Origin of the sequence: Rathayibacter sp. AY1H2, assembly GCF_002931985.1 — a bacterium.
GTDB lineage: Bacteria > Actinomycetota > Actinomycetes > Actinomycetales > Microbacteriaceae > Rathayibacter.
In genome coordinates, this window is record NZ_PSUV01000018.1 from 35937 (window position 1) to 55339 (window position 19403).

Here is a 19403-nt window from a genome sequence, read left to right on the forward strand (position 1 = left end):
CCTTCGCGGCGCGGTCGCCGAGCCCGGTGAGCGCGCGCGTCCTGCGATCCTGAGCCGGAGCCCTCTCCCCCGCTCGCGCTCTAGGCTCGCAGGATGAGCGCTCCCGATCCCGTCGCCGTCCTGCTCGAGCCGAGCGGACTCCCCCACGGGCTCCCCGACTTCGCCGCCGTCGACCCCGAGGCCTACCGCCCGGCGTTCCTCGAGGCCCTCCGCCGGCACCGCGCCGAGATCGACGCGATCGCCGGCGCCTCCGAGCCGCCGACCGTCGAGAACACCCTCGTCGCCCTTGAGCGGGCGGGGCGCGAGCTGCGCCGGGTGAGCGCCGTCTTCTTCACCGTCGCCGCCTCCGACCGCACTCCGCTCACCGACGCTCTGGAGGCCGAGCTCGCTCCGCTGCTCTCGGCCCACAGCGATGCGATCAGCCTCGACCCGCGCCTCTTCGTGCGGCTCCGCGCTCTCGCCGAGCAGTCGACGGAGCTCGACCTCGACGCCGAGACGGCCTACCTCCTCGAGCGGAGGATCACCGGGTTCGAGCGCTCCGGTGCGCTCCTCGACGACGTGGGGAAGGCACGGCTCGGCGAGCTGAACGAGCAGCTCTCGACCCTGACCACGCGTTTCGAGAAGGACCTGCTCGCCGAGTCGAACGACCGGGCGGTCCTCCTCGAGGACGTCGCCGGCCTCGACGGGCTCGACGAGTCCGACGTCTCCGCCGCCGCGCGCGCCGCCGCCGACCGCGGCGTCGACGGCTGGCTGATCACCCTGCCCCTCTACTCCGGCCACCCCTGGCTCGCGCGTCTGCGCGACCGCGGCGTCCGCGAGCGCGTCCTGCGCGCCTCTGTCGGCCGCGGTGCGGAAGGCGGGCCGCACGACACCACCGCGACTCTGCAGCAGATCGTCGCGCTGCGGGCCGAGCGCGCAGCTCTGCTGGGCGCGGCCTCGCATGCCGAGTTCGTGATCTCGGGCCAGACCGCGGGCTCGCCGGAGCGCGTCCTGTCGCTGCTGCGCGAGCTCGCCGCTCCCGCCGCCCGGAACGCGAGGATCGAGCTCGAGCGGATGCAGGCCTCCGCCGACGCCGAGCAGGACGCCGCCGGAGCGCCGCGCTTCACGATCGAGGCGTGGGATCGCGCCTACTACGAGGAGCGCGTGCGGTCGGAGAGCTACTCCGTCGACTCCAGCGCACTGCGTCCCTTCTTCGAGCTGGAGCGGGTGCTCCGCCGCGGCGTGTTCGCCGCCGCCACCGGTCTCTACGGCGTCCGCTTCTCGGAGCGGAGCGACCTGGCCGGCTACAGCGAGCACGTCCGCGTGTTCGAGGTGCACGAGGAGGACGGGACGCCGCTGGGCCTGTTCCTGCTCGATCCCTTCACCCGCGACTCGAAGCGCGGCGGGGCGTGGATGAACTCCCTGTCCAGCCGCACCTCGCTGCTCGGCGACTCCGCCGTCGTCGTGAACAACCTGAACCTGTCGGCTCCGGGCCCGGGCGAGCCCGCCCTTCTCAGCCTCGACGAGGTGGAGACGCTCTTCCACGAGTTCGGGCACGCCCTGCACGGCCTGTTCGCGAGCACGCGGTACCCGCGCTTCGCCGGTACCGCGGTGTTCCGGGACTTCGTCGAGTTCCCGAGCCAGGTGAACGAGACGTGGGTGCGCCGCCCCGGGCTCCTCGCCGAGTACGCCCGCCACGTCGAGACCGGCGAGGCCCTGCCCGCGGGGACCGTCGAGCGCCTCGAGGCGTCCGCGCTGTGGGGCGAGGGCTTCGCGACGAGCGAGTACCTGGCGTCCGCCCTGCTCGACCTCGCCTGGCACTCCCTGCCGGCCCCGGTCGAGCCGCGCGACGCGGCCGCCTTCGAGCGCGACGTGCTCGACGGCGCGGGCCTCCTCCTTCCCGCCGTGCCGCCCCGCTACCGCAGCACGTACTTCGCGCACGTCTTCTCCGGCGGCTACTCCGCGGGCTACTACTCCTACATCTGGAGCGAGATCCTTGACGCGGACACGGTCGAGTGGTTCGAGGAGAACGGCGGCCTCGACCGCTCGGCGGGCGAGCGCTTCCGCCGCGGGGTGCTCGAGCTCGGCGGCTCCCGCGATCCGCTCGACGCGTACCGCGCGTTCCGCGGGCGGGATGCGCGGACCGAGCCGCTGCTCGCGCGCCGCGGCCTCCTCTAGCGGCGCCGGGGGACGAGCCAGGCGAGGAGGACGAGTCCCACGACCAGGCCCCAGAACGCCGATCCGATCCCCGCGATGGTCGTGCCGGAGGCGGTGACCAGGAGCGTCGCCGCCGCCGGCAGCCGCAGCCGCGCGTCCTCCACAGCGGCCTGCACCGCCGACACGAACACCCCCAGCAGCGCCAGACCGGCGACCGCCTCGATCAGCAGCGGGCTCGCGGAGGACACCAGCGCGGCGGCCGCTCCGGCGAACACGCCCAGCACGAGGTAGGAGGCGCCCGCCGAGACCGAGGCGACCCAGCGCTGCTCCGGCCGCGGCGAGGCCTCGGGACCCGCGGTCAGCGCGGCGCTGAGCGCGGCGTAGTTGATCGGCACGCCGCCGAAGATCGCCGAGACCCCGGAGAGAGCACCGGTCGAGACGATCCCGGGACGTGAGTGGGCCGCGAAGCCGAAGCTCGTCAGCACCGCGATGCCCGGGATGTTCTGCCCGGCCATGGTGACCACGTAGAGCGGCAGGCCGATCCCGACCATCGCTCCGATCTCGAACACCGGAGCGACGAACTGCGGCACGGGGAGCAGCGGCGCACCGGCGAGTGCCGCGCCGTCCGTCACGATCAGCAGCACGATCGCCAGGGCGATCGCGGCCGGCACCGCCCAGCGGGGCAGGAGCCGCAGGAGCAGCAGCCAGAGCAGGATCACCGGCAAGGCGAGTGAGGGGATCTCGACCGCCGCGCGCACCGGCGCCAGGACGAGCGGGAACAGGATGCCCGCGAGCATGGCGTTCGCGAGCGGCCGCGGGATGCGCGCGACGAGCCTCCCGAGCGCCGGCCACAGCCCGGTGACCACCAGCAGAGCGGAGGCGACCAGGAACGCCCCGACCGCGCGGTCGAAGCCGCCGGGGAGCGTCGCGGTCGCGGCCAGCAGGGCGGCGCCCGGCGTGCTCCAGGCGAAGGTCATCGGCACGCGGTAGCGGATACTCAGCGCGATGCACAGGACTCCCTGCAGCACGCAGACGGCGAGGAGGCCCGAGGCCGCCTGTTCGTCCGTCGCGCCCACCGCGACCACCCCGGCGAGCACGATCGCGAACGAGCTCGAGAAGCCGGTCAGGGCGGCGACGATCCCGGCGAGCAGCGGCTGGACGATGGCGGAGCCTCCCGGAGGATCGACGGCACCGAGGCGACCGGACGCGCCGTCGGCGCGCTCCGCCAGGTTAGGGAAGCGGGAGCGCCTCGCCCGACGATCCGCCGGGCCAATCGCGGTGAACTGGCAGAGCGGGGCGGGGAGCGACTAGGCGCTCTTCTCCTGGCGACGGGGAGCGTGGGGCACGATCGTCGGGGCCGCGTTGTCGAGCACCGCGGCGCGGGTGACGACGACGCGCGCCACCTCGTCCGAGGAGGGCACCTCGAACATGATCGGGCCGAGCACCTCCTCGAGGATCGCGCGCAGTCCGCGGGCGCCGGTCTGGCGGAGGACCGCCAGGTCCGCGATGGCCTCGAGAGCGCCCCGGTCGAACTCGAGCTCGACGCCGTCGATCTCGAACATCCGCTGGTACTGCTTCACGAGCGCGTTGCGCGGCTCGGTGAGGATCTGCATGAGCGCGACCTGGTCGAGCTGCGTGACCGTCGTGACGACGGGGAGGCGCCCGATGAACTCGGGGATCAGCCCGAACTTGTGCAGGTCCTCCGGGAGGACCTCGCTGAAGATGTTGATCTCGTCTTCCTTGTTGTGCAGCGGGGCGCCGAAGCCGATGCCGCGCTTGCCCGCCCGCGACGAGATGATGTCCTCGAGCCCGGCGAAGGCGCCGGCGACGATGAAGAGGACGTTCGTCGTGTCGATCTGGATGAACTCCTGGTGCGGGTGCTTCCGCCCGCCCTGCGGGGGCACGGAGGCGACGGTGCCCTCGAGGATCTTGAGCAGTGCCTGCTGCACTCCCTCGCCCGAGACGTCGCGCGTGATCGAGGGGTTCTCGGCCTTCCGCGCGATCTTGTCGACCTCGTCGATGTAGATGATGCCGGTCTCGGCACGCTTGACGTCGTAGTCGGCGGCCTGGATGAGCTTGAGGAGGATGTTCTCGACGTCCTCGCCGACGTAGCCCGCCTCGGTGAGGGCCGTGGCGTCCGCGACGGCGAAGGGCACGTTGAGGCGCTTCGCGAGGGTCTGAGCGAGGTAGGTCTTCCCGCATCCCGTGGGGCCGATGAGCAGGATGTTGCTCTTGGCGATCTCGACCTCGTCGTGGATCGCGTCGGCGGCGGTGATGGTGTTGCGGGCGCGTACGCGCTTGTAGTGGTTGTACACGGCGACGGCGAGGGCCTTCTTGGCCTGCTCCTGCCCGATCACGTACTCCTCGAGGAAGCCGAAGATCTCCTTCGGCTTCGGGAGGTCGAACTCGTGGCTCGTCTCCTCGCTCGACTCGGAGAGGCGCTCCTCGATGATCTCGTTGCAGAGCTCGACGCACTCGTCGCAGATGTAGACGCCCGGTCCCGCGATGAGCTGCTGGACCTGCTTCTGGCTCTTGCCGCAGAAGGAGCACTTCAGCAGGTCGGCGCTTTCGCCAATACGTGCCACGGGGATGCCCCACTTCCTTGTCGTGCGTCTGTCGTGCGTCGGTCGGTCGTGCAACGGAGCCCGGAGCTCCGGCCGGTGCGAGCGGGACGAGCCCCCTGACACTGCTCCGAGCCTAGCCGCTGAGCCGCGAGGGCTCGGCAGGCGGGCCGGATTCGCCGTGCCTTGCGCCTCGTGTGGCGCTTTGCTACGGCTACGGAGGACGCAGAGAGGGGCCGGGCGGCGGATCGCTCCGCCACCCGGCCCCTCCTGGACGCCCTACGCCGTGAGAGCCGGGAGGCTCTTGCGGCTGGTGAGCACCTGGTCGATCAGCCCGTACTCGAGCGCGTCGCTCGCGCCGAGGATCTTGTCGCGGTCGATGTCCTTCTTGACCTGCTCGATCGAGCGGTTCGAGTGGTGCGACAGCGTCTCCTCGAGCCACTCGCGCATGCGCATGATCTCGGCGGCCTGGATCTCGATGTCCGAGGCCTGGCCCCCGCCCTGCTGCACGGCGGGCTGGTGGATGAGGATGCGCGCGTTCGGCAGCGCGAGGCGCTTGCCCGGCGTTCCCGCGGCGGTGAGCACGGCGGCGGCCGAGGCGGCCTGGCCGAGCACGACCGTCTGGATGTGCGGGCGGATGTACTGCATCGTGTCGTAGATCGCCGTCATCGCGGTGAAGGATCCACCGGGCGAGTTGATGTACATGACGATGTCGCGGTCCGGGTCCTGGCTCTCGAGCACGAGGAGCTGGGCCATGATGTCGTCCGCGGAGGCGTCGTCGACTTGGACGCCGAGGAAGATGATGCGGTCCTCGAAGAGCTTGGCGTACGGGTCCTGGCGCTTGTAGCCGTAGGCCGTGCGCTCCTCGAACGTGGGGAGGATGTAGCGCGAGGACGGTGCGGCTCCGGAGCCGAACGCCGTTCCGCCGAAGGTGGGTGTGGTCATTGTCTGTTCCTGATCTCTCGGCGCGTTCGCTGGACTACTCGTCGATGGCGGTTCCGCCACCGCCGGCCACGTCGGTCGCCGACGAGCGGATGTGGTCCACGAAGCCGTAGGCGAGGGCCTCCTCGGCGCTGAACCAGCGGTCGCGGTCGCCGTCCTCGTTGACCTGCTCGACGGTCTTGCCGGTCGCCTTGGCGGTGATCTCGGCGAGGCGCTTCTTCATGTCGAGGATGAGCTGCGCCTGGGTCTGGATGTCGGAGGCCGTTCCGCCGAAGCCGCCGTGCGGCTGGTGGAGGAGCACCCGCGCGTTCGGGGTGATGTAGCGCTTGCCCTGGGTTCCGGCGGTGAGGAGCAGCTGGCCCATGGAGGCCGCCATCCCGATGCCCACGGTCACGATGTCGTTCGGGACGAACTGCATCGTGTCGTAGATCGCCATGCCCGCGGTGATGGAGCCGCCGGGCGAGTTGATGTAGAGGTAGATGTCCCGCTCGGAGTCCTCGGCTGCCAGGAGCAGGAGCTTCGCGGCGATCTCGTTCGCGTTCTCGTCGCGCACCTCGGAACCGAGCCAGATGATCCGGTCCTTGAGCAGGCGGTCGAAAACACTGTTGGGCATAACCATGTCGGCCATGTATTGCTCCGTTTCAGTTGTCGCTTCGGAGGCGAATCTATCGGACGCCGCCAACCCGATCCGGCCGTGTTCGCCCGGGGCGGAGCGGGAGTCGCCCGTGTTCGCCCGGGGCGGACCGGAGCCCCCCAACGAGAGGAGCCGCCCTCCGACGGATCGGGGGGCGGCTCCTGGCGTGCTCGCGGCGACTACTCCGCGGCCGGGGTCTCCTCGGCGGGAGCGGCGGCCTTCTTCTTGGCCGGCGCGCGCTTCTTCTTGGGGGCCGGGGCGGGCTCCTCCTCGGCGGCGGGCTCCTCGGCGACGGGCTCGGCGGGGACCTCGGCGTCGGCGTCGGCCTGAGCCTCCTCCGCGACCTCGGTCTCGTCCGAGGCGACGGCCTCGTCGGAGGCCTCGACGGCCTCGTCGTCACCGGGGACCGCGGTGAACGCGGTCAGGTCGACGGCGTTGCCCTCGGTGTCGGTGACCTTCGCCTTGCCGAGGACGATCGCGAGCGCCTTGTTGCGGGCGACCTCGCCGACCATCTGGCCGATCTGGTTGTTCTCGGACAGGATCTTGATGAACTCGTTCGGCTCCATGCCGTACTGCGCCGCACCCTGGATGAGGTACTGCGTGAGCTCGTCCTGGCTGACCTGGACCTTCTCCTGCTCGACGACGTGGTCGAGGAGGATCTGGGTCTTGAAGGTCTTCTCGCTGGCCTCCTTGACCTCGGCGCGGTGCTCGTCGTCCTCGAGGCGGTTCTCGCCCTCGAGGTGGCGGTGCACCTCGTCCTCGACGAGACCGGCGGGCACGGGCACCTCGACGAGGGCGAGCAGCGCCTCGACGAGCTTCTCGCGGGCCTCGCCGCCCTGGCCGAAGGTCTTCTGCTGAGCGGCCTGCTCCTTGAGCGACTCGCGCAGCTCGGCGATGGTGTCGAACTCGCTGGCGATCTGCGCGAAGTCGTCGTCGGCCTCGGGGAGCTCGCGCTCCTTGACGGCGGTGAGCGCGACGGCGATCTCGGCCTGCTCGCCGGCGTGGTCGCCGCCGAGCAGCGGAGCGGTGAACGTGGTGCTCTCGCCCGCGGTGAGCGAGTCGAGCGCCTCGTCGATGCCCTCGATCAGCTCGCCCGAGCCCAGCTCGTAGGAAATGGCGTTGGCGGTGTCGACCTCGACGCCGTCGATGGAGGCGACCAGGTCGATCTGCGCGAAGTCGCCGGTCTTCGCCGGGCGGTCCACGGTGACCAGGGTGCCGAAGCGGCTGCGGAGCTTGTTCAGCTCGGCGTCGACGTCGGCGTCGGTGACCTCGGCCGCCTCGACGGTGAGCTCGATGCCGTCGTAGTCCGGGACGGTGATCTCGGGGCGCACGTCGACCTCGATGGCGAGCTCGAGGTCGCCGGTGAAGTCCTTGTCGCTCGGCCAGGCGACGATGTCGGCCTGCGGGCGGCCCAGGGGGCGGACCTCGGTCTCGCGGACGGCCTCGCGGTAGAAGCCGTCGAGGCCCTCGTTGACCGCGTGCTCGAGCACCGCGGCCTTGCCGACGCGCTGGTCGACGATGGCGGGCGGGACCTTGCCCTTGCGGAAGCCGGGGACGTTGATCTGCTCGGCGATGTGGCCGTAGGCGTGCGTGATGCTGGGGCCGAGCTCGTCCGGGGTGACCGAAATCGCGAGCTTCACGCGGGTCGGGCTCAGCTGTTCTACCGTGGTCTTCACGTGAGGGGATCTCCTGTGCTGGTTGGTGTCGGCGCCGGATGACGGTCGTCACGGGTCGATGTCGTCACGATGAGTACTCGTGGTCGGGGCGACAGGATTCGAACCTGCGACCTCCCGCTCCCAAAGCGGGCGCTCTAGCCAAGCTGAGCTACGCCCCGGATGCGCGGGCCTGGGCACCGTGCGTGAGACTCTCGTCGAGCCGTCCCCGCACGTGCGCTTGCGCGACACGCCGAAATGGCCTTCGCAAGTGTACTGCACCGCGGCAGCGGCGACCGGAACCGCGCGGCGGAGGACGACCGGGGTGTCCACGGTGCTCGCGCGATGTACTACGCTGTCCTGGTGCCCGGTCGAGAGACCCGGTCGCACCGGTTCGCGGTCGTCAGGCCGCCGATCCGGGGCTGTAGCTTAGTGGTAAAGCCTCTGTCTTCCAAACAGATGATGCGAGTTCGATTCTCGTCAGCCCCTCTCCTCTCGAAGAGCCCCGGATGTCCGGGGCTCTTCGTCGTTCCGAGGCGTTCCGGGCGTGCTCAGCCGACCGCGCCGCGGTGCTCCTCCGTCAGGGCGAGGTACGAGGCGGCGTTCCGGCGGATGCCCTCGCGCTCCTCCTCCGTCAGCTCCCGCCGGACCCTCCCGGGGACGCCCGCCACCAGCGAGCCCGGCGGGACGACCGTCCCCTCGAGGACGACGGCGCCTGCGGCGATCAGCGAGCCGGTGCCGACGACGGCCCCGTTCAGGACGGTCGCGCTCATGCCGACCAGCACGTCGTCCTCGAGGGTGCAGCCGTGCAGCACCGCGTTGTGCCCGACCGAGACTCCGGCGCCGATGACCGCGTCGTAGTCGGCGTCGACGTGGACGACGACGCCGTCCTGGAGGTTGCTGCCGGCGCCGAGCTCGATCCGCGCGTGCTCGGCGCGCAGGACGGCGCCGTACCAGACGCTCGCCCGCTCCCCCAGGCGCACGGAGCCGATCACGGTGGCGCCCGGAGCGACCCACGCGGTGTCGGCGATCTCCGGGGCGCGTCCCCCGGTCAGGGCGAGGACGCGGGCGCCCTCCGCAGGACTCGACGGCATCGGGTTCTCCTCTTCTCCGGTGGTCAGCGCCCGGCGCGCAGGAAGGCGAGGACCGCCAGCACCCGCCGGTGGTCGGAGCCCGAGTCCTCGAGCCCGAGCTTCTGGAAGATCGCGGTCACGTTCTTCTCCACGGCGCCCACGCCGACGAAGAGAGCGGAGGCGATGCCCGCGTTCGTGCGCCCCTGGGCCATCTGCTCCAGCACCTCCCGCTCCCGCGGGGTCAGCGAGGCGAGCGGGTCGCGGTTGCGCTGCAGGAGCGAGGCGACGACCTGCGGGTCGAGGACGGTTCCGCCCGCCGCGACGCGCTCGACGGCGTCGCGCAGCTCCTCCACGGAGGCGACCCGGTCCTTCAGGAGGTAGCCGAGTCCGCCGTCGCCGGAGCCGAGCAGCTCCTGCGCGTAGGTGACCTCGACGTACTGGCTGAGCAGCAGGACCGACACCTGCGGGTAGCGCCGGCGGATCTCCAGCGCCCCGCGGACGCCCTCGTCGCGGAAGGTCGGCGGCATCCGGACGTCGAGCACGGCGACGTCGACGCCGGCCGGGTCCCGCGCCAGATCGGCGAGCAGGGCGTCCGCGTCCCCGAAGGCGCCGACGGAGGCGAACCCCGCGTCCTCGAAGAGGCGGACCAGGCCCTCGCGCAGGAGGACCGAGTCCTCGGCGATGGCGACGCGGATCACGGGCACGCCCTCAGGATAGGGCGGCCGGGCGGTAGGGGACGTGCACCCCGACCGTGGTCGGCCCGCCGACCGGCGACTCCACGCTCAGGATCCCGCGCAGGCCCCGGACGCGCCCGCCGACCCCCTCGAGACCGTGACCGGCGACCGGCGACGCCCCGCCGACTCCGTCGTCGACCACCCAGGCGTCGAGCCAGCGCTCCCCCGGAGTGCCGGAGTCGCGCGTGTCGAGGTGCACCCGCACCGATCGAGCACCGGAGTGCTTGGAGACGTTGGCGAGCAGCTCGGCGACGACGAAGTAGACGCTGCGCTCGACCTCGGGCGGCACGTCCGCCACGGGGTGCTCGGTGAGGACCTCGACCGGCACCGGGCTGAGCTCGGCGAGCGAGTGCACCGCCGCCTCGAAGCCCCGGTCCTGCAGGATCGGCGGCGCCACTCCGCGGGAGAGGGCGCGCAGCTCGTCGAGCGCGGCGCGCACGTGCTCGCGAGCCTCGTCGACCAGGCGGGCGGCGGACTCCGGGTCGGCGGCGAGTCGGTTGCGGGCCGAGGCCAGGTCCATCTGGACCCGGATCAGGCGCTGCTGCGGGCCGTCGTGGATGTCGCGCTCGAGCCGGCGCAGCGCGCGGTCCTCGGCGGCGACGGCTGCGCCGCGGGAAGCGCTCAGCTCGGCGACCTCGCGCTGGAGCGCCTCCGACTCCCACGGGCCGAGCAGGAGACGGTCGACCAGCCAGTGCAGGAGGGAGAGGCCGCGGGTGGCGAACGGCAGGGTCGAGACGAAGAGGACGGTCGTGGCGACCGTCGCCGCGGCGACCAGTCCCGCCGGAGGCTGCGGGGCGCCCAGCAGAGCGGCCCCGCTCTCGGCCAGCAGGCGGGCCGGACCGGGGGCCCCCGTGAGCGCGGCGGCCATGGTGCCCGGGCCCGCCCAGGTCCACAGCGCGAGGAGCAGTCCGGACAGCAGCGCGAGCACCGGAGCCACGACGAGCGTGTGCAGGAGAGCGAGCCAGTAGTGCCCGTCGATCACCGGACCGTAGAGGGCGAAGGTCGAGGGAGTGACGGCGGAGGGCGGTCGCCGCCACTGCGGCCGGGGGACGGCGGGCCGTCCGGCCAGCACGTCGAGGCCGACGGCGGCCCGCGAGAAGAAGCGCGCCGTGTAGAGGGCGGCGGGCAGGAACACCAGGCCGATCAGGACTCCGACGAGCCCGAGCGCGACGGCCAGCGCGACGCCGGCGCAGAAGGCACCGAGGAGCGCGACCGGGATCGCGGCCACCAGCGCGAGCACCTCCCGGGGCAGTCCGCGCCAGAGCCGGAGGTAGGCGCGCGAGGCCTCGCCGAGGGCCGTCGATGCTCCGCTCATCCGCGCCTCCTGTCCGCTCCCGCCGCCGCCGCGACCCGGTCGAGCGTACCGGCGGCACGGCTCCGGGCACCCGGGGGGAAGCCCCCGTGACGCCCCTCCGCGACCGAGGTGAGCCTGTCCTTCACCGGACTGAGCCGAGCCTGCGCTTCCTTGCGGCGCCGGGGGATCTGCGTACTGTTGACGATCAGTCACCCCCTCTCGAAAGGACCAGACGATGTCCACCACGTCCGTCACGTCGCTCACCTCGTCGAACCCGGATGTCGCATCCGGAGTCGCTCAGTTCCTCAGCCCCGTCGTCATCGAGATGACCGCGCTCGCCGTCAACGGCAAGCAGGCGCACTGGCACGTCCGCGGCGCCAACTTCATCGGCGTCCACGAGCTGCTCGACGCGATCGTCGGCCGCGCCATCGAGTGGGCCGACCTCGCCGCGGAGCGCGTCGTCGCCCTCGGCCTCCCGGTCGACGCCCGCATCCAGACCGTCGCCTCGGCGACGCGGTCCGAACCCCTCACCCCCGGCTTCCAGCGCTCCGAGAACGCGATCGTCGAGATCATCCGCCAGATGGACGTCGCCATCGCGACCGTCAACACGGCGATCGCCGAGCTCGCCGAGATCGACGCGAGCAGCCAGGACGTCGCGATCGAGATCGGCCGCGGCCTCGAGAAGGACCGCTGGTTCCTCTTCGCCCACGTCAGCGAGAGCTGAGCACCACGCCTCGACCGGCCCGCGGATCCTCGGATCCCGCGGGCCGTCGTCGTTCCCGGGCCCGTCCGCGCGATCCGGAGCAGCCGGTGTCGCGACGGGCGCGGGTCAGCCGCCGTGCGTGAAGCGGCCCGCCAGGAGGGTCGCGGCGACCGGCATGGATCGGAGGGCTCCTGCATCGGCGGCGAGCGGATCGCGGTCGACCACCACGAGATCGGCGGGATCGCCGGCCGCGGGCGTGAGCCGGCGCACCCGGGTCGAGGCGACGATCGCCTCCTCGACGCTCACCCGCTGCTCCGGATGCCAGGGCTCGTCGCCCGGCAGCGCCCGCGCGACCGCGGCCGAGATCGCGACCCACGGGTCGAGCGGAGCGACCGGAGCGTCCGAGCCGAGCACCACGCGGGCCCCGGAGTCGAGCAGCGAGCGCAGCGGGAACGCCCGGCCGGTCCGTCCCGGCCAGTACCGCTCCGCCACCTCGCGGTCGTCGAGCGCGTGCGCGGGCTGCACTCCGGCCTCCACGCCGAGCGCGGCGAACCGCGGAAGGTCGGCCTCCGCGAGCAGCTGAGCGTGCTCGATCCGGCCCCCGCCGACCCGACCGAGCGCGTCCAGAGCCAGCGTCGCCGCGGCGTCTCCGATCGCGTGCACGGTGGAGCGGATGCCCCCGGCGGCCGCGCGGGCGAGCAGCTCGTCCAGCTCGGCGGGCCACACGGTGAGGACGCCGTAGCCGTCGTGGTCGGCGTACGGGTGGGCGCAGTAGGCGGTCCTCGTGTTGAGGGAGCCGTCGATCAGGACCTTCAGCGGGCCCATCCGCAGCAGGCCGTCACCGCCGTCGAGCTCGTCGCCCGTGCGCAGTCCCTCCGCGAGGGCGCGGTCGAGGTGGTCGCGGTAGACGCCGGTGTCGACGCGGAGGGAGCGTGCTCCGCCGGCGACGCGACGGGGCCAGTCCCCCGCGTTCCAGCGCATCTCGAGGTCGACGACGCCGACCACGCCGCGAGCCGCAGCCCGCCGGGTCGCCGCGTCGGCGAGCGCGTCGAGCTCGTCGTCGCCGAGGGCTCCGAGTGCGGTGACGAGCTCGAAGCAGGCGTCCTCGCGCAGCAGCTCGGGCTCGGGAGCGACGGCGTAGCGCCGGTACGCGGCGGAGTTCAGCCAGGCGCAGTGCAGGTCGCCGCTGATCAGCACGACGGGCCGCTCCGGAGAGACCTCGTCCAGGAGCGCGGTCGTCGGCGGCTCCGGCCAGAGGCCGTCGCGGAAGCCGAAGCCGATCAGCGTGCCGGTACCGGGCTCCTCCGCCAGGCGACGTCGGACCGCGTCCGCCGTTCCGCGGGCCGAGTCGGCTGACGAGACGTCCAGGCGCGGTGCCGTCATCGCCCACTGGGAGAAGTGGACGTGCTCGTCCCAGAGGCCGGGGAGCACCCAGCGCCCGTCGAGGTCGCGCACCTCGTCGCCCGGGGCGGCGGCGGCGTCCGGTCCGACCGCTTCCACGCGGCCGTCGCGCAGGAGCACGGCACCGGGTCGGGACGAGCCGAGGAGCCGGGCGCCCCGGAGCAGGAGACCGCCGGTCATCGGGCGGCCTCGCGGAGCGCGGGGCGGACGGCTCGGCGGGCGCGGGACCGGGCCGGCGTCTCTCCACCGGAGCTCACGACTGGCACACCGGGCACCAGTAGAGCTTGCGCGCGCCGATCTCCTCGAGCAGCACGTTCGTGCCGCAGACGCGGCAGGGCAGGCCCTCGCGCTTGTAGACGTAGTTGCGCTCGGCGCGGCTGCGGACGGCTTTCGAGCGCTCGGTCTTCGTCAGGCCGCGGCGCGTGATCATCATCCCGGTCCGGATGCCGTCCTCGAGCAGGTCCGCCCAGTCCCGCCACAGCTCCTGTGCGAGCTCCAGCGGCACCTGCTTGCCGGGAGTGTGCGGGTCGAGGCCGGCGCGGTAGAGCAGCTCCGCGCGGTAGATGTTGCCGATGCCGCTGACCACGGACTGGTCCATCAGCACCAGCCCGACCGGCGTCGCCGTCCTGCGGAGCCGGTTCACGAAGCGGTCGCGCGCCTCGTCGGAGTCGTCGACGGCCGGATCCGGACCGAGGCGGGCGAGGAGGGCCTCCACCTGGGCGGGGTCCATCACCTCGCAGGCGGTGGGGCCGCGCAGGTCGGCGACCGTCTCCTCCGTCATGATGCGCACGCGCACCGCGCCCACGGGCGGCGGCGGGAACTCGTCGAGGTCGGAGTGGGTCTCGTGCTCCGTCTCGGAGAGGCGCACGGCGCGGCGGCGCCGGGGAGCGCCGATGCTGCTGCCGGCCTTGCCGTCCGGGAACAGCGGCGAGACGTGCCCGAGGAAGTCCCACGCACCGTAGAGGCCGAGGTGGACGTGCAGCGTCAGGTCGCCCTCGAAGCGCAGCAGCAGGTGCTTGCCGACGGCCGTGGACTCGAGGACCTCGCGCCCGTCGAGGAGCGCGGCTCCCTCGGTGAAGCGACCCTGGGGGCTGCTGGTCGCGACGCGGTGCCCGACGACGTCGCGCTCGAACTGCAGGGCGATCCGGTGGACGGAGTGCCCCTCGGGCACTCAGCGCTCCTTCGCGGCGGAGTCGACGACCCGGCCGGCGATGTCGCCGGTGGCCTCGTACTCGGCGAGCTGCGCGATGCGGCGCACGTGCCGCTCCTCGAAGGTGAAGGGCTCGGCGACGAACGCGTCGATGAAGCCGGTGGCCTCCTCGACGGAGTGCTGGCGGGCCCCGATCGAGATGACGTTCGCGTCGTTGTGCTGGCGGGCCAGCACGGCGGTGCTCAGGTTCCAGACGAGCGCCGCGCGCACGCCCGCGACCTTGTTCGCCGCGATCTGCTCGCCGTTGCCCGAGCCGCCGAAGACGACGCCGAGGGCCTCGACCCCCGCCTCCTGATCGCGGACGACCGCGGCGGCGGCGTTGATGCAGAAGGACGGGTAGTCGTCCAGCGGGTCGTAGGACGTGGGGCCGTGGTCGATCACGTCGTGACCGGCGGCGCCGAGGTGCTCGATCAGGTGACGGCTGAAGTCCAGCCCTGCGTGGTCCGTGGCGATGTGGATGCGCACGAGAGAACTCCTCCGGAAGAGCCGTCTGGGGCCCGCGGTGCCCGGGCCGGGAGTCAGAGTACCGCGAGTCGGCTCAGTCGAACTGCGGGTCGCGGGTCCGCGAGCGCTTGAGCTCGAAGAAGCCGTCGAAGGAGGCGGCGGCGACGATGCCGTCCCAGAGGGTCAGCGCCTGCTCGCCCCTCGGGATCGGCGAGATGACGGGGCCGAAGAAGGCGACGTCGCCGATCGCGATGACCGGGGTGCCGACGTCCTGGCCGACCCGCTCGATCCCGTCGAAGTGGGAGGCGCGCATCGGCTCGTCGTACTCGTCCGAGTCGGCGTGGGCGGCGAGCTCCGCAGGCAGGCCGAGCTCGGCGAGCGACTCGGCGATCACCGCGTCGACGTCGGTGCGCCCGCCCGGGTGGATCCGGGTGCCGAGCGCGTCGTAGAGCGGCTTGACGTGCTCGCGGCCCTCGCGCTCGGCGACGGCGGCGACCAGGCGGGTGTATCGCAGCGCGCGCGGGAGGAAGGCGCGGTACGAGTCGTCCACGTCCTTGTCCTCGTTGAGGACGGCGAGGCTCATGATGTGCCACTGCACGTCGAGGTCGCGCGCGGGGGTCACCTCGTCCACGAATCGCGAGGTCATCCAGGCCCACGGGCAGGAGGGGTCGAACCAGAAGTCCACAGAGGTCATGGGGACACGCTACGCCGCTCGCCGCGGCCGCGTCCGCGCTCCCCGGCGGCTCCGCAGGATCGGCGCCACGGGGCTCCATGGCGGGTCCCGGCAGCTCTAGGGTGGATCGGCGGCGCCCGCACCCCGGCGCCCGCGGCAGCGCCCGAGACGAACGGATGGAGCACCCCCGTGCCAGGAGACAACCTCACCCGGAGCGAGGCGCAGGAGCGCGCCTCGCTGATCCAGGTCCACGACTACGACATCGCCCTCGACCTGACCCGGGGAGCCGAGACCTTCCTCAGCACGACCACGGTGCGCTTCTCCGCCACCGAGGACGCCTCGAGCTTCATCGACGCCGTCACGGGCACGGTCCACTCCGTCACCCTCAACGGCGCGGAGCTCGACCCCGCCGACGTCGCCGACGGCGTCCGCATCCGCCTCGACGCCCTGGCCGCGGACAACGAGCTCACCGTCGTCGCCGACATGCTCTACACCAACACGGGCGAGGGCCTGCACCGCTTCGTCGACCCCGTCGACGGCGAGGTGTACCTGTACTCGCAGTTCGAGGTGCCCGACTCCCGCCGCGTCTTCGCGGTGTTCGAGCAGCCGGACCTCAAGGCCGAGTTCCGCTTCACCGTCACCGCGCCCGCGCAGTGGCAGGTCGTGTCGAACCAGCCCACTCCCGAGCCGGTCCCGGCGGGCGAGGGGATCGCGACCTGGAGCTTCGAGCCCACCCCGCGCATCTCCTCCTACATCACGGCCCTCGTCGCCGGACCCTACGTGGTCGAGACCGACTCGCTCGTCTCCTCCGACGGCCGCACCATCCCGCTGGGGGTCTTCGCCCGGGCCTCGCTCGCGCCCTTCCTCGACGCCGACTACGTGTTCGAGAAGACGAAGCAGGGCTTCGCCTTCTACGAGGAGAAGTTCGGCGTCCCGTACCCGTTCGCGAAGTACGACCAGCTGTTCGTCCCCGAGTTCAACGCCGGTGCGATGGAGAACGCGGGAGCGGTGACCTTCACCGAGACCTACGTGTTCCGCTCCAAGGTGACGGACGCGATCAAGGAGCGCAGGGTCGTCACGATCCTCCACGAGCTCGCCCACATGTGGTTCGGCGACCTGGTCACGATGAAGTGGTGGAACGACCTCTGGCTCAACGAGTCGTTCGCCGAGTACGCCTCCACCCTCGCCACCGCGGAGGCGACGGAGTGGACCGAGGCGTGGACCACCTTCGCCGCGATGGAGAAGAGCTGGGCCTACCGCCAGGACCAGCTGCCCTCGACCCACCCGATCGTCGCGACCATCAACGACCTCGAGGACGTCCAGGTCAACTTCGACGGCATCACCTACGCCAAGGGCGCCTCGGTGCTCAAGCAGCTCGTCGCGTGGGTCGGCGAGAAGGAGTTCCTCGCCGGCGTCCACGAGTACTTCGTCAAGCACGCCTTCTCGAACACGGAGCTGCGCGACCTGCTGGTCGAGCTGGAGGCCACCAGCGGGCGCGACCTCACCGAGTGGTCGGCGCAGTGGCTCGAGACGGCCGGCGTGAACACGCTCCGCCCCGAGATCGCGGTCGACGAGAGCGGAGCGATCGCGTCCTTCGCGATCCTGCAGACCGCGGTCGAGGAGTACCCGACGATCCGCCCGCACCGCCTGGCGATCGGCCTGTACGACTTCGAGGGCGAGCGCCTCGTCCGCGTCGACCGCCTCGAGCTGGACGTCGACGGGGAGCGCACCGAGGTGCCCGAGCTGATCGGCCGCACCCGTCCGGCGCTCGTGCTGCTCAACGACGACGACCTCGCCTACGCGAAGGTCCGCCTCGACGACGCCTCGCTCGCCGTGGCCGTCGAGCACCTCGCGAGCATCGACAGCCCCCTGGCCCGCTCGCTGGTCTGGGGCTCGGTCTGGGACTCGACCCGCGACGCCGAGTCGGCGCCGCGCGACTTCGTCCGCCTCGTCCTGGGCAACGTCGCGACCGAGACCGAGTCCACGACCCTGCGGACGGTGCTCAACCAGCTCGTCGCCACCGCCACCCAGTACGTCGCTCCGGAGTACCGGGCCGAGGTCGTCGAGGAGGCGGGCGATCAGCTGTGGACGCTCGCGCAGAGCGCCGAGGCGGGCAGCGACGCGCAGTTCCAGTTCGTGAAGTTCTTCGCCGCGATCGCGTCCACCCCGGCGCACCTCGAGGCCGTGCAGGCGCTGCTCGACGGCTCCACCGCCCTCGGCGGCCTCGACATCGACACCGACCTCGGCTGGGAGCTGCTGATCGCTCTCGTCGCCGGCGGGCGGGCCGGTGCGGACGACATCGACGCGGCGCTCGCCTCGGACAACACGTCGACCGGCCAGCAGTCGGCCGCGTACGCCCGTGCCGCACTGCCGACCGCGGAGGCGAAGCGCGCGGCGTGGGACTCCGTCACGGCCGACGACTCGGCACCGAACACGATCGTCCGCTCGACGGGCCTGGGCTTCCAGCGCGCCGCCGACCCGCGCCTGCTCGACGCGATGGTCCCGGTCTACTTCGACGCCCTCCGCACCCTCTGGGAGTCGAAGAGCTACAAGATCGCCGAGTACCTGGTCGTCGGCTTCTACCCGGCCGCCACGCCCTCGCAGGAGATCGTCGACGCCACCCGCGCCTGGCTCGACGCGAACCCGGAGGTCCCGGCGCTGCGCCGACTCGTGATCGAGAACCTGGCCGGCGTGGAGCGTGCGCTCCGCGCCCAGGAGCGCGACACCCGGGGCTGACAGCGAGCCGCCCGGTCCCCCGGCGCTCGGCGCTGCGGGACCGGGCGGCTCTCCCCGCTCCCGGCGCCTAGCGCTGCGGGACCGAGCGGCGCTCCGGCCCGTCATAGGCGGACAGCGGCCGGATGAGCGCGTTCGAGCCCCGCTGCTCGATCACGTGGGCCGTCCAGCCCACCACCCGCGCGGCGACGAACAGCGGAGTGAAGATCCCGGTGTCGAAGCCCATCAGCCGGTAGGCGGGGCCGGACGGGTAGTCGAGGTTCGGCAGGATGCCCGTCCGCTCGGCCATCGCCGCGGCCAGGGCGTCGTACAGCTCCATCATCTCGCCGGCCCCCTCGTGCTCGGCGAGCCGCCGGAGAGCGGCGTCCATGGTCGGCACCCGCGAGTCGCCCGACTTGTAGACCCGGTGGCCGAACCCCATGACCTTCCGGCGCTGTCCGAGAGCCTCGGCGAGCCACTCGCGGGACCGCCGGTCCGCCTCCGGTCCGGTGCCGACCTCGTCGAGCACGTGCAGCACGGCCTCGTTCGCCCCGCCGTGGAGCGGTCCCTTGAGCGCTCCCACGGCGGCGGTCACGGCGGAGTGGACGTCCGACAGCGTCGACGTCACGACGCGGGCCGTGAAGGTCGAGGCGTTGAAGGAGTGCTCGGCGTAGAGCACCAGCGAGACGCGGAACGCGTCGACGACGACCGGCTCCGGCACCTCGCCGAAGGTCGTCCAGAGGAAGTTCTCGGAGTAGTCGAGGTCGTCGCGCGGATCGATCGGCTCGAGGCCGCGCAGGCGGCGCTGAGCGTAGGCGACGATCGCCGGCAGTGCCGCCCAGAGCCGCACGGAGCGCTCCAGCACGGCCTCGGCAGCGTCGGCGTCCGGATCCTCCTCGAGCGCGCCCAGGACGCTCACCGCCGTCCGCACCACGTCCATCGGGTGCACCGACAGCGGCAGCAGGTCGATCACGGTGCGCACCTCGGGGGCCAGGGCGCGGTGGGCCCGCTCCACGGCGGCCAGCCCGGCCGCCTCCTCCGCAGTGGGGAGCTCGCCGTGCCAGAGCAGCCAGGCCACGTCCTCGAACGAGGTCCCCGCCGCGAGCTCCTGCACGGGGTAGCCGCGGTAGAGCAGCGAGTTCGACGCCGGGTCGACCTTCGAGACGGCCGTCGTGTCGACGACGACCCCCACGAGTCCCTTGCGGATGTCCTGATCGGTCGTGCTCATCCTTCG

The 19403-nt window shown here is 72.3% G+C and carries 16 protein-coding genes and 2 tRNA genes; 4 read left to right on the forward strand and 14 right to left on the reverse strand.

Annotation, left to right across the window (positions count from 1 at the left end):
• Positions 1 to 93 precede the first annotated feature (93 nt).
• Positions 94 to 2157, forward strand: coding sequence for a M3 family metallopeptidase (locus C5C29_RS13020; protein WP_104308456.1), 2064 nt, complete (start codon positions 94 to 96; stop codon positions 2155 to 2157).
• On the opposite strand, the gene C5C29_RS13025 is transcribed toward C5C29_RS13020, so the two are convergent.
• From C5C29_RS13025 to C5C29_RS13050, 6 genes are all read right to left on the reverse strand, one after another.
• The gene (locus C5C29_RS13025; protein ID WP_374953264.1) at positions 2154 to 3410 is read right to left on the reverse strand and encodes a benzoate/H(+) symporter BenE family transporter; all 1257 of its coding nucleotides are present in this window, start codon (positions 3408 to 3410) and stop codon (positions 2154 to 2156) included. The two genes, C5C29_RS13020 and C5C29_RS13025, sit on opposite strands and share 4 nt — an antisense overlap.
• 33 nt (positions 3411 to 3443) lie before the next feature.
• Positions 3444 to 4721: an ATP-dependent Clp protease ATP-binding subunit ClpX gene (clpX, locus tag C5C29_RS13030; protein WP_104223693.1), complete on the reverse strand. Its 1278-nt coding sequence runs from the start codon at positions 4719 to 4721 to the stop codon at positions 3444 to 3446.
• Between the two features lie 255 nt (positions 4722 to 4976).
• Positions 4977 to 5642, reverse strand: coding sequence for an ATP-dependent Clp protease proteolytic subunit (locus C5C29_RS13035; RefSeq protein WP_068253282.1), 666 nt, complete (start codon positions 5640 to 5642; stop codon positions 4977 to 4979).
• A gap of 34 nt (positions 5643 to 5676) precedes the next feature.
• Positions 5677 to 6267 carry an ATP-dependent Clp protease proteolytic subunit gene (locus tag C5C29_RS13040; RefSeq protein ID WP_097165884.1) on the reverse strand — a complete coding sequence of 197 codons (591 nt, stop codon included), beginning with the start codon at positions 6265 to 6267 and terminating at the stop codon, positions 5677 to 5679.
• A 185-nt stretch (positions 6268 to 6452) separates the two neighbouring features.
• Positions 6453 to 7949, reverse strand: coding sequence for a trigger factor (tig, locus tag C5C29_RS13045; RefSeq protein WP_104223694.1), 1497 nt, complete (start codon positions 7947 to 7949; stop codon positions 6453 to 6455).
• A gap of 80 nt (positions 7950 to 8029) precedes the next feature.
• Positions 8030 to 8107, reverse strand: a tRNA-Pro gene (locus C5C29_RS13050).
• 236 nt (positions 8108 to 8343) lie between these two features.
• Here C5C29_RS13050 and C5C29_RS13055 point away from each other — a divergent pair.
• Positions 8344 to 8414 (forward strand) — tRNA-Gly (locus C5C29_RS13055).
• Between the two features lie 62 nt (positions 8415 to 8476).
• Here the strand turns inward: C5C29_RS13055 and C5C29_RS13060 are convergent.
• The 3 genes from C5C29_RS13060 to C5C29_RS13070 are packed head-to-tail and all read right to left on the reverse strand — an operon-like array spanning position 8477 to position 11047.
• The gene (locus tag C5C29_RS13060; protein ID WP_104223695.1) at positions 8477 to 9019 is read right to left on the reverse strand and encodes a gamma carbonic anhydrase family protein; all 543 of its coding nucleotides are present in this window, start codon (positions 9017 to 9019) and stop codon (positions 8477 to 8479) included.
• Between the two features lie 23 nt (positions 9020 to 9042).
• Entirely contained in the window at positions 9043 to 9702 is a 660-nt protein-coding gene (locus C5C29_RS13065) for a response regulator transcription factor (RefSeq protein WP_104223696.1), read from the reverse strand.
• Positions 9703 to 9706: 4 nt separating this feature from the next.
• Positions 9707 to 11047 carry a histidine kinase gene (locus C5C29_RS13070; RefSeq protein ID WP_258062277.1) on the reverse strand — a complete coding sequence of 447 codons (1341 nt, stop codon included), beginning with the start codon at positions 11045 to 11047 and terminating at the stop codon, positions 9707 to 9709.
• A 214-nt stretch (positions 11048 to 11261) separates the two neighbouring features.
• Between C5C29_RS13070 and C5C29_RS13075 the strand changes: the two genes are divergently transcribed.
• Positions 11262 to 11750, forward strand: coding sequence for a Dps family protein (locus tag C5C29_RS13075; RefSeq protein WP_104223697.1), 489 nt, complete (start codon positions 11262 to 11264; stop codon positions 11748 to 11750).
• 105 nt (positions 11751 to 11855) lie between these two features.
• On the opposite strand, the gene C5C29_RS13080 is transcribed toward C5C29_RS13075, so the two are convergent.
• From C5C29_RS13080 to C5C29_RS13095, 4 genes are all read right to left on the reverse strand, one after another.
• Positions 11856 to 13310: an amidohydrolase gene (locus tag C5C29_RS13080; RefSeq protein WP_104223698.1), complete on the reverse strand. Its 1455-nt coding sequence runs from the start codon at positions 13308 to 13310 to the stop codon at positions 11856 to 11858.
• 73 nt (positions 13311 to 13383) lie between these two features.
• Complete coding sequence (locus tag C5C29_RS13085; RefSeq protein WP_104223699.1) at positions 13384 to 14301, reverse strand: Fpg/Nei family DNA glycosylase; 918 nt, start codon at positions 14299 to 14301, stop codon at positions 13384 to 13386.
• Positions 14302 to 14805 carry a ribose-5-phosphate isomerase gene (locus tag C5C29_RS13090; RefSeq protein WP_104223700.1) on the reverse strand — a complete coding sequence of 168 codons (504 nt, stop codon included), beginning with the start codon at positions 14803 to 14805 and terminating at the stop codon, positions 14302 to 14304.
• A 73-nt stretch (positions 14806 to 14878) separates the two neighbouring features.
• A complete protein-coding gene (locus tag C5C29_RS13095; RefSeq protein WP_104223701.1) occupies positions 14879 to 15478 on the reverse strand; it encodes a DsbA family protein in 600 nt (199 codons plus the stop codon).
• 168 nt (positions 15479 to 15646) lie between these two features.
• Here C5C29_RS13095 and pepN point away from each other — a divergent pair, with 168 nt between their 5' ends.
• The gene (pepN, locus tag C5C29_RS13100) at positions 15647 to 18193 is read left to right on the forward strand and encodes an aminopeptidase N (protein WP_104223702.1); all 2547 of its coding nucleotides are present in this window, start codon (positions 15647 to 15649) and stop codon (positions 18191 to 18193) included.
• Positions 18194 to 18260: 67 nt separating this feature from the next.
• Here pepN and C5C29_RS13105 read toward each other — a convergent pair whose 3' ends face one another.
• Positions 18261 to 19397: a bifunctional 2-methylcitrate synthase/citrate synthase gene (locus C5C29_RS13105; protein WP_104223703.1), complete on the reverse strand. Its 1137-nt coding sequence runs from the start codon at positions 19395 to 19397 to the stop codon at positions 18261 to 18263.
• Positions 19398 to 19403 lie beyond the last annotated feature (6 nt).